This is a genomic window from Gemmatimonas sp. (genome assembly GCF_044376735.1).
Lineage (GTDB): Bacteria > Gemmatimonadota > Gemmatimonadetes > Gemmatimonadales > Gemmatimonadaceae > Gemmatimonas.
The window spans coordinates 1-10,338 of sequence record NZ_JBILKJ010000096.1; the positions used below are offsets into that span (position 1 = coordinate 1).

Sequence of the window (10,338 nt, forward strand, 5' to 3'; positions counted from 1 at the left end):
ATGGCCGAGCTGGCGGTGGCATACAAGGGCCGGGGGGTGGTGGCGTTCGACCTGGCCGGTGGCGAGTTGGGGAACCCGGCCTCAGCGCATGCGCTGGCCTTCGACTTCGCGCGCCAGCATGATCTCGCGGTCACGGTGCACGCGGGCGAGGGGGATGGGCCCGCCAGTATTCGCGAGGCGCTGCATCGGTGCGCCGCCGATCGCATCGGACATGGCACGCGGCTGCGCGAGGATCCGTCGCTGGAAGCGTACGTGATCGATCACCGCATCACCCTCGAGGTGTGCCCCACCAGCAATGTGCAGACACGCGTCGTGCCCACCTTCGCCGAGCATCCGCTGGCGCGCTATGTGGTGATGGGGGCGGTGGTCACGATCAACACCGACAACCGCCTGATGAGCGGCGTCTCGCTGACTGACGAGTACGTGCGCTGCGCCCAGCATCTCAACTTCGATCTCGACACGCTGGCGATGCTCGCCATCACGTCGTTCGATTCCGCGTTTCTGCCGCACGTGGAACGTGAGTCCCTGCGCGAACGGATCGCGATCGAGGTCGGCGATCTCCTGGCCATGGCCGACGACATCACGGTGATGCGATGAGCGAGCGTGCGTACGTGACGCAGTCGTTCGAAGCGCAGCAGATGGCGCCGGGGGCGGCGGCCGCGGCGGTCGCGGCGGATTACATCCGGCAGCGTCTCGGTTCCGACGCACCGGTGCCGGTGTGCGGCATTGTGCTGGGGTCGGGATTGGGGGGATTGGCCGACCGTCTCGAGCGGGCCGTGCGCATTCCGTTCTCGCAGGTGCCGGGATTCCCGTCGGCCACGGTGGCCGGGCACGCTGGTCAGCTGCTGGTCGGCCTGTTGGGGGGACGACCGGTGATCGCCCTGGCCGGCCGCTTCCACATGTACGAAGGACATGATGCGGCTCTGGCCGCCTTCCCGGTGCGGGTGATGCATGCGCTCGGTGTCGAGGTCTACCTCGCCTCGAACGCGGCGGGTGGCGTGCGGCGCACGTTCAACCCCGGGGATCTCATGGTGATCTCCGACCACATGAATCTGATGTTCCGCAATCCGCTGTTCGGCGCGGTCGAGCCGGGTGATGAACGCTTCCCCGATATGTCCGACCCTTACGACGTGGGACTGCGCGCGCTGCTGCACGAGTCGGCACGGGCCGTGGGCGTTCCGCTGCAGGATGGGGTGTACTGCGGGTTGCTGGGTCCCACCTACGAAACGCCGGCCGAAGTACGAATGCTGGAGCGGCTCGGTGTCGATGCCGTCGGCATGTCGACGGTCCCCGAGGTGATCGTGGCCAGGGCCCTCGGTATGCGGGTGGCCGCCGTGTCGTGCATCACGAACAAAGCGGCCGGTCTTTCCATCGAGAAGCTCGATCACGGCGACGTCATGGAAGCCGGGCGCGCGGTGGCCGGCCGTTTCGAGGCGCTCGTTACGGAATTCGTTGGGCGACTGCCGTAGCGCCCCCCGTCGCGACTAGCGCCGGGCGGGGGTGCGCGGCAGTCCCATGAGGCGCGACTTGAACGCCTGAAACGCCGGGGTGTCGCGGGTGAGCGACTTGAGCACCACCGGATTGATCGGCGCGATCTCCGCCTCGGTGTTGGCGACGCGGCTCTCTTCGAGGGGGTGCGAGGCGAAGAAGGCATCCACGCCGCTCGGGTTGCGTTGCCGTTCGGCAATCAGAATGCGGAACATGCTTGGCATGCCGCGCGGGTCGATACCGGCGCGCGTGACGTACGTCACGCCGGCCTTATCTGCCGCGGTTTCATCGTCGCGACTGAACTTCGCGAAGCCGGCTTGCGCACCCACCTGCACGACCGCGCCGGCCACGCCCTGACAGGCCGACGGGACGAACAGGCAGAGTCCCGTCAGCCCGATGTTGGCGCGCTGGGCCTTGGCCATCTGCTGCATACTATGGCGCAGGGTCACGTGGGCGATTTCGTGCCCCAGGACGCCGGCGAGTTCCGACATGTTGGTGGTCTTCTCGATGAGTCCGCGATACACGTAGATGTGGCCACCGGGCACCGCGAACGCGTTGATGTCGGCCTGGTCGACCACGTTGAAGTGCCACGTCAGGGCGCGATCATCGGAGACCCGGGCAATGGAATCGCCGAGGACGTTGACGTAGCGCACGATGTCAGGGTCGCGGATGATGGGTAACTCGCGCTCGACCTGCTGGGCGTAGTCGTTGCCCATCGTGACCTCCTCTTGGGTCGGCGGTACGCACGCCACCATCGCCAGCGGTATGGTCGCGAGCGAGACCGCGAGGCCGATCATCGCCAACTTGCCCTTCCGTCGTGTATTCTCACGCATGGCTGTCGCCTGTCCGAATATCTGGTGTGACCGCACGGTGCGGGGTGGCCGCGCTGGCGCATGGCCAACGCCACACCCTTCGGCATACCCCACTCGTACCCGTTTGCCTCCGTGAAGCTACTGACTTTGGCTCGTGACCTGCAGCGCCGGAAGGCGCGCGAGCGGCAGCATCGATTCGTGGCGGAAGGGGTGCGTACGGTCGAGGCGCTGCTGGCGTCGGGATTGCCGGTGGACGGGCTGCTGGTCACGGCCGGCCTGCAGGAGCAGCCCCGCGGTCGGGAGCTGGTGCTGGCCGCCGAAGGACGGGGGGTCACCGTGGCCGAGGTGAGCGACGCCGAGCTGGAGAGCGCAGCCGACACCGATACGCCGCAGGGAGTGCTGGCCGTGGCGCCGATCCCGGAACGGACGCTGCGGGCCCCAGAAGGCGCCGCCAGTCGATTCCTGGTGCTGGATGCCCTCCAGGACCCGGGCAATGTGGGCACGGTCATTCGGACCGCGGCCGCGCTGGGCGTGACCGCAACGGTGGCGCTGCCCGGAACCGTTGACCTCTGGAACGCCAAAGTCGTCCGTAGCACGATGGGCGCACTCTTCGTGCACCCGGCGTTACCGATGTCGTGGGAGGCGTTCGCGGAATTTGCCACGACGCACGCCGTGCCGGTGTGGGCGGCGGACACCGATGGGGTCCCTCTCGATCAAGTACCGACGGTCTCGCTGCCGGCGCATCTGGCGCTCGTGGTGAGCAACGAAGGGGCTGGGTTGTCGGCACAGGTTTCCGCGGCGGTGACGTCGCGGGTGGCAATCCGGATGGCGCCCGGCATCGAGTCGTTGAATGTGGCGGTGGCAACGGGAATCCTGCTGCACGCGCTGCGCCTCGGCTAACCGCCGCCCCGTCGTCGCTCCGCTGTTCGCTGTCTCGCCTTCACCCAATTCCGTGCCGCCTCTTCCCGTTGATTTCGTCACACTCGTCCTGCTGCCGGTGTTCGTGCTCGGCGCCTCGATCGGGTCGTTCCTGAACGTCTGCATCTCGCGCTGGCCGGCCGAACTCAGTGTCGTCCGCCCTCGATCGCGCTGTCCGAAGTGCGAGCGGGCGATCGCCTGGCACGAGAACATTCCGCTCCTCAGTTGGTTGCTGCTGCGCGGAAAGTGCCGCGGGTGCAGCCTTCCCATTTCGATCCAGTATCCGGCGGTCGAACTGATTGTTGCGCTGGGTTGGGTGGCGAGCTTCGTGGCCTTCGGGCTGACGTTCGAGGCGTTGCGGGTGGCGGTGTTCGGCACGGTCCTGTTCGGCATTGCGGTGACGGATGCGATGACCTATCTGATTCCCGACGGATTCACGATCAGCGGACTGGTGCTGGTGTTCGGGGCCGCGATCGCGAACTTCTTCATCGGCGAGTCGTCGCACTTCGCGTCGCCCTGGGCCGCCTTCATCGGCGCGTGCGCCGGTGCGGGGGCGATCACGATCATCGGATGGCTGGCCGAAGTGATCATGAAGCGCGAGGCGATGGGCTTCGGCGACACCACGCTGATGGCGGTGGTGGGCGCCGCGCTGGGCGCCGAGCGGTCGCTGCTGACGATCATCGTGGGTGCCTTTGTGGGCGCGGTGGTGTTTCTCCTGATCGTAGGGCCGATCGTGAAGTGGCGCACGCGTGGTACGGACGCGGAGTTCGAGTTCCCCGACGTGCCGTTCGGGGTGTTCCTTGCGCCTGCCGCGATGCTGGTCTTGCTTTGGGGAGAACCCCTCATTGCGTGGTATCTGCAGCGCGCGTTCCCGACCTGATACGGATTCTGATGCGAGCCATTCTTTCCGCCTCGATTCGTCGCCGAGCCTGTTTGCTCGGTGCCAGCGTTTCCCTCACCGCGCTCGTCGCCTGTGGCGACAAGACGCCGAAGGGGGAAGGGCCGTACGCCGAGCTCGTGGCGGAGTTCGTACCGAAGATCGAGCAGGAAACGGGACTGCCATTCAAGACACCTCCGAAGATCGAATCGCGCACGCGCGATGAGGTCGCGAAGTTCGTGCGGCAGCAGCTCGAGAGTGAGCGCGCGCGCACGCAGCTGGCCGGGCAAGAGTCGGCGTACAAGCTGCTCGGCATGGTGCCCGACACGATGAATCTGCTGGCGCTGCTGCAGAAGCTGCTCGAGGAGCAGATCGTGGGGTACTACGATCCCGCCACCAAGGTGCTTTACGTGGTGGATGGTGCCGCGCCGGTCATGCTGCGGCAGACGGTGTCCCACGAGTTGGTGCACGCGCTGCAGGATCAGTACGTGAAGATCGATTCGGTGCAGGCGCAGGTGGACAACGCCGATCGCCAATCCGCCGCGCAATCCGTGTTGGAAGGGCAGGCGGTATTTCTGCAGCTGCGCATGGATCCGAATGCGGGGCCAATGCTCAAGATGCCCGGAGGATGGGATCGCATTCGGGATGCCATGAAGGACGCGCAAACGGGGATGCCGGTGTTTTCGGCCGCACCGCGCGCTGTGCGCGAAGGGTTGTTGTTTCCCTACCTCGGTGGCGCCGACTTCGTGCGGCGTTTCATCGAGAAGCGTCCGGAGAAGGAGTTGCTGCTCGACTTGCCGATCTCCACCAAACAGATCCTGAACGACGCGGCGTATTTCACCGACAGTACGGCCACGCGCGATCTGCCGGTCACGGTCACGTTGCCGGCGCCGCGCACGGGCACGGTGCTGTACAGCAACAGCTTTGGTGAGTTCGAAACGCGGTTGCTGCTGGTGCAGCATCTGAAGGATGAGGCGCTGGCGCGTCGTGGTGCCGGTGGCGGCGATGGCGACAAGTACGCCGTGATTCGTACGTCCGACGGTGATGCGCTGGTGTGGGCCACAGCGTGGGACTCGGCCGTGGACGCCGCCGACTTTCTCGATCTGGTGGGTGATGCCGCCCGTCGGCGCTACGAGATGGCGCGCGTCGAGTTCCCGGCCGGTGCCACCTCGCGCCAGTACGACGTGCCGGCCAAGGGCACGCGGTCGGCGCGGACGGTGCGGCTCACCCTGCAACAGGTCAGCGGCCAGCCCGTAGTGATGTACATGGATACTCCCGCAAAGATCGGCGCCACGCTGATCGACCCGGCCGGCATCACCGTCGTCCGTTAGCCGTATGGCGATCGAGCCGGTCACGGTCTCGGCAGCGGTGCCCGCCGGGGGCCCAGCCGGAGTCCCCCCTGCGCTGCAGATCACGCCCGACGACGAACTCAAACGCGTCCGGCTGGTGAAGATGAAGCGCGTCGCCACGCTCATGCTGGTTGGGGTCGCGCTGCTGTTCGTGGTCACGCGCTGGCTTGAGTCGCAGTACCCGTGGGTGGGCTTCGTGCGGGCGTTTGCCGAGGCGGCCATGGTGGGTGGCATCGCCGACTGGTTCGCCGTGACGGCGCTGTTCCGGCATCCGCTCGGTATCCCGATTCCCCACACCGCGATCGTGGCGTCGCGGAAAGACCGTATCGGCACGGCGCTCGGCAATTTCGTGCAGCGGAATTTCCTCACGCGCGAGGTGGTGACGGGCAAGATCGCGGCGATGAAGCTGGGTGACCGCGCGGCGCAGTGGTTGGCGCAGCCGGAGAACAGTCGTCGGCTGGCGCGGCATGCGGCACATGGACTCTCGGGCGCGGTTGGCGTGATGCGCGACGAGGATGTGCAGGAGATGGTCGATCGCGGCGTCGTATCACGGTTGCGACGCATGCAGGCGGCCCCACTCATGGCGCGCCTCTTCGAGCTTATGACCACGGGTGGACGGCATCAGGCCCTGCTGGACGATGCCCTGCGCCTGGCCGCCAAGTTCCTGTACGAGAACGAGGCGATGATCCGCGAGAAGGTGAAGGCGGAGAGCCCGTGGTGGGTGCCTGGCGCGGTTGACAGTCGCGTGGGCGACAAGATCGTGAGCGGGGTGGAAAAGACGTTGGTGGCGGTGGCGGCTGACCCCGACCATCCGCTGCGTCAACGTTACGACGAGGCGGTGGACCGCTTCGTGGTCTCCTTACGCGAGAATCCGGAAACGATCGCACGCTTCGAACAGATCAAGCTCGATGTGCTGGCCCACCCTGGTGTTGCGGACTTCTCGCGCGAGGTGTGGGGCGATGTGAAGGAGAAGATAGCCAATTACGCCGAACGGCTTGCCGACGATGCGGCGCAGGAGCCCGACCAGCTCGAGCAGTGGCTGGCCGGCCTCGGACAGAAAGTGCTCGAGGATCCCGTGTTGTCGGCCAAGGTAAATGGCTGGATCGTGGAGATCGTGTCGTACTCGGTGGAGCAGGCCCGCGAGGAAGTCGCGAAGCTGATCTCGGCCACCGTGGCGGCGTGGGATGCCGATGCGACCTCCCGCAAAATCGAACTGCAGATCGGGCGCGATCTGCAGTTCATCCGGATCAACGGCACCATCGTGGGCGGACTGGTGGGGCTGATCCTGTACTCCGTGGGGCTGGTGCTGAACCGTTAGGCGTGTCGCGTCACCACGCGTCGGCCGCCGTCGCTGCGGGGCCGTCGTTCGCGATCACCGCACTGCTGGAATTCAACGGCATCGCATCCGCCGGATGCGTATCCGCATGCGGCAACAGCGCCAGATGCAGCACTTCGTCCATGGTGGCGGCGAAGGTGAACGCCATCTTGTCGCGTACTTCCTGTGGCACATCGCGGACGTCTTTCTCGTTGCCCTTGGGCATGATGACTTCGCGCAGCCCGGCGCGATACGCCGCCAGCACCTTCTCCTTCACGCCACCGATTTCGAGCACGCGTCCGCGTAGCGTGACTTCGCCGGTGAGGGCGAGGTCGCGACGCACGGGGCGGCGAGACAGCGCGCTGGCGAGCGCCAGCGTGACCGCGATGCCGGCCGACGGGCCGTCTTTCGGAATGGAGCCGGCGGGGAAGTGCAGGTGCATGTCGGAGTCGCGGAACTCGCTGTCCTCGATGCCCAGCGTGGTGGCGCGCGACCGGACAAACGAATACGCCGCATCGACCGACTCGCGCATCACATCGCCGAGCTGACCAGTCACGGTGAGCTTGCCGTTGCCTGGCATGCGCAGCGCTTCGATGGTCATGATGTCACCACCGGTGCTGGTCCAGGCGAGGCCGGTTACGGCGCCGATTTCCGGCTCCATCTCCGCTTCTTCCATGGAGAAGCGCGGCGTGCCGAGGATCTCTTCGGCGCGCTCGATGCCGATCTCCCACGCGCTCATGTCACCGTCGGCCTTGGCGCGGGCGCGCTTGCGGAGCAACGACGCGAGCGAGCGTTCGAAGGTGCGGAGACCGGCTTCCCGCGAGTAGCGGCTGGTGATGAATCCCAGCGTGCCCTCGGGCACGTGAATGTCGTCGGTGGTGAGCCCGTGATCGTCGAGCAGGCGCGGCATGAGGTAGCGCTGCGCGATCTCGACCTTTTCTTCGATCGTGTAGCCGGCAATGCGGATCACTTCCATACGATCGCGCAACGGACCGGGAATGTCGTACAGGTTGTTCGCGGTGCAGATGAACAACACGCTCGACAGGTCGAATGGCAGGTTCAGGTAGTGATCGACGAACGTGGTGTTCTGCGACGGGTCGAGCACTTCGAGCATGGCGGCGGTGGGATCACCGGAGTTGCCGCCATTGCTCATCTTGTCGATCTCGTCGATCATGATGACCGGGTCGCGCACTTCCACGCGCCGTAATGCCTGAATGAGCAGGCCGGGCATGGCGCCCACGTACGTACGCCGGTGTCCACGGATCTCGGCTTCGTCGCGCACGCCACCCACCGAGATACGATAGAACTCGCGGCCGATGGAGTTGGCGATCGCCTCGCCCAGCGAGGTCTTGCCGGTACCCGGCGGTCCTACAAAACAGAGAATGGGGCCGGTGGGATCACCGCCGCGCAGCTTCCGCACGGCAAGGTACTCGATGATGCGCTCCTTGGCCTCATCGAGTCCATAATGGCGATCGCCGAGTGCGTCTTCGACCTTGGCCAGCACGATCTCCTGATCGTCGGCGCTGCGCTGATGCCACGGGAGCGCCAGCACCCAGTCGAGATACGTGCGCAACACCTGATACTCGCTGGACGCGGGCGAGAGCATACGCAGGCGTTCCGTTTCGCGGCGCGCCTCACTGGCCACCTTTTCCGGAAGCTGTGCTTCGTCGATGCGACGCAGCAGATCGACCGATTCCTTTTCGTTCGGATCGGCCTCGCCCAGTTCGGACTGAATCGCCCTCAGCTGCTGCCGGAGATAGAACTCGCGCTGATGCTGCTCGATCTTGACCTCGGTCTGCTTCTTCACGTCCTCCATCACGCGGGCGCGGGCGACTTCGCGCTCGAGGCGTGAGAGGATGAAGCGGATGCGATGTCCGATGTCGAGCCGCTGCAGCACCTCCTCCTTGTCGGAGATGCGCAGATTCATGTTGGTGGCCGCGAGATCAGCGAAGCGTCCGGGATCGGACACATTCATCTTGAGGATCTGGGGCACTTCGTTCGGGATGCGATCCACCAGCTCGGCCAGCGTTTCCGCCGCGGCAACCGTGCGCGCCACGAGCTCGTCCAGCTCCATGGCATCGGCCGGCGTTTCCTTGGCGCCTTGGATCTGCGCAATGGCGAACGGGTTCACCTGGTCGATCGCGTCGATCGTGATGCGTCGGAGCCCCTGCAGCGTGATCTGGACCGTATCGCCCGGCAGGTTGATCCGTTCGTGCACCCGGGCGGCCACGCCCACGCGTCCGATGAAGTTGTGCGGATCGATCGTGTCGTCCCCGTCGCCGGAGGCGACCACCAGCGCCACGACCAGCCCGGACTCCTCGTGCGCACGGAGCAGCGCGAGGTTCTCGGGGGCGCCCATCTGCACCGCGATCGTCCCCAACGGGTACACGATCGTGGAGCGCAGCGCCATCAAGGGCAGCGTCGGGGGCAGCTCGGCGCGAAGAATTTCTTCCTTACGCTGGCCACGAGGCATCGGGATGCCAGCGAACCGCGAATTCGATCGTGACACGTGACGGCCGTAGAAAGTGACAGCGTGAACCGAATGGGGAAATCTAGACGGGGGCGAAAGGGCGACAACGCGTGATTCCGACGCAAGTTGCTTCAGCGGTGGCCTGTTTCGTCACCCCCCGGGCCCACGGCCGGGTCGCGGCGTCACGGCGGCGGGCCGGCGGACCTCGGGGCGCCCCGTGACGGGACGGGGCCAGGGGGGCACTCCGTGATAGTTGTATGCCGAGACCGCGTCCGTTAGCCTTTCCAGTCTATGTTCGACGAGCTCTCAGACAAACTCGGGAACGTCTTCGCGAAACTTCGCGGACGTGGCGTTCTCACCGATGCCGACATCAAGGACGGACTGCGCGAGGTTCGCCGCGTCCTCCTCGAAGCCGACGTGAACTTCTCGCTGACCCGTGAGTTCCTTGAACGGGTGGAGCAGAAGGCCGTCGGCGTGTTGCAGATCAAGACGATCCAGCCCGCCCAGCAGTTGGTGAAGATCGTCCACGACGAGCTCACCGCGATGCTCGGCGAACGGCGCGAGGGGCTCAAGATGAGCACCGTGCCGCCCACGGTCATCATGATGGTGGGGCTGCAAGGGTCGGGAAAGACGACGACGGCCGGTAAGCTCGCCCGCAAGCTGATGCTCGAGAATAAGTCGACGCGACTGGTGGCGGCGGACGTGTACCGCCCCGCCGCGATCGATCAGCTCGAGACGCTCGGCCGGGCGCTGAACGTGCCGGTGTACGCCGATCGTGACACGAAGGACGTGGTCAAGATCGCGAAGGCCGGTATCGATCAGGGCGAGCGGGCGCGCGACCGCGTGGTCATCATCGACACGGCCGGTCGTTTGCAGATTGACGCCGACATGATGGACGAGCTCAAGCGGCTCAAAGCGGCGATCAAGCCCGACGAAATCCTGTTCGTCGCCGACGGTATGACCGGCCAGGATGCGGTGAAGATCGCGCAGGGCTTCGACGAGGCCCTGAACGTGACCGGCGTGATCCTGACCAAGCTGGATGGCGATGCCCGCGGTGGCGCCGCGCTGTCGATCTACGGCGTGCTCAAGAAGCCGATCAAGTACATCGG

The 10,338-nt window shown here is 65.9% G+C and carries 9 protein-coding genes; 7 read left to right on the forward strand and 2 right to left on the reverse strand.

The window, feature by feature from the left end:
* Together ACIRA7_RS11900 and ACIRA7_RS11905 are read left to right on the forward strand one after the other, a co-directional pair.
* Positions 1 to 597: adenosine deaminase (locus ACIRA7_RS11900; protein WP_396221062.1), on the forward strand; the 597-nt coding region annotated here is incomplete at its 5' end.
* 41 nt (positions 598 to 638) lie between these two features.
* Positions 639 to 1,469: a purine-nucleoside phosphorylase gene (locus ACIRA7_RS11905; RefSeq protein ID WP_396221070.1), complete on the forward strand. Its 831-nt coding sequence runs from the start codon at positions 639 to 641 to the stop codon at positions 1,467 to 1,469.
* 15 nt (positions 1,470 to 1,484) lie between these two features.
* On the opposite strand, the gene ACIRA7_RS11910 is transcribed toward ACIRA7_RS11905, so the two are convergent.
* Positions 1,485 to 2,321 (reverse strand): M48 family metallopeptidase, encoded by an 837-nt coding sequence (locus ACIRA7_RS11910; protein WP_396221063.1) that lies wholly within the window; start codon positions 2,319 to 2,321, stop codon positions 1,485 to 1,487.
* Between the two features lie 111 nt (positions 2,322 to 2,432).
* Here ACIRA7_RS11910 and ACIRA7_RS11915 point away from each other — a divergent pair, with 111 nt between their 5' ends.
* Genes ACIRA7_RS11915 through ACIRA7_RS11930 form a run of 4 tightly spaced genes read left to right on the forward strand, consistent with a single transcriptional unit; the run spans position 2,433 to position 6,762 of the window.
* On the forward strand, positions 2,433 to 3,200 hold the full coding sequence (locus tag ACIRA7_RS11915; RefSeq protein WP_396221064.1) for a TrmH family RNA methyltransferase: 768 nt from the start codon (positions 2,433 to 2,435) through the stop codon (positions 3,198 to 3,200).
* 52 nt (positions 3,201 to 3,252) lie between these two features.
* The gene (locus ACIRA7_RS11920) at positions 3,253 to 4,098 is read left to right on the forward strand and encodes a prepilin peptidase (protein ID WP_396221065.1); all 846 of its coding nucleotides are present in this window, start codon (positions 3,253 to 3,255) and stop codon (positions 4,096 to 4,098) included.
* A gap of 11 nt (positions 4,099 to 4,109) precedes the next feature.
* Positions 4,110 to 5,426: a hypothetical protein gene (locus ACIRA7_RS11925; protein WP_396221066.1), complete on the forward strand. Its 1,317-nt coding sequence runs from the start codon at positions 4,110 to 4,112 to the stop codon at positions 5,424 to 5,426.
* A gap of 4 nt (positions 5,427 to 5,430) precedes the next feature.
* Positions 5,431 to 6,762, forward strand: a complete 1,332-nt coding sequence (locus ACIRA7_RS11930) for a DUF445 domain-containing protein (RefSeq protein ID WP_396221067.1) — start codon at positions 5,431 to 5,433, stop codon at positions 6,760 to 6,762.
* A 10-nt stretch (positions 6,763 to 6,772) separates the two neighbouring features.
* On the opposite strand, the gene lon is transcribed toward ACIRA7_RS11930, so the two are convergent.
* A complete protein-coding gene (gene lon / locus ACIRA7_RS11935; protein WP_396221068.1) occupies positions 6,773 to 9,268 on the reverse strand; it encodes an endopeptidase La in 2,496 nt (831 codons plus the stop codon).
* Between the two features lie 252 nt (positions 9,269 to 9,520).
* On the opposite strand from lon, the gene ACIRA7_RS11940 reads away from it, so the two are divergent.
* On the forward strand, positions 9,521 to 10,338 hold an 818-nt coding region (locus ACIRA7_RS11940), incomplete at its 3' end, for a signal recognition particle protein (RefSeq protein WP_396221069.1).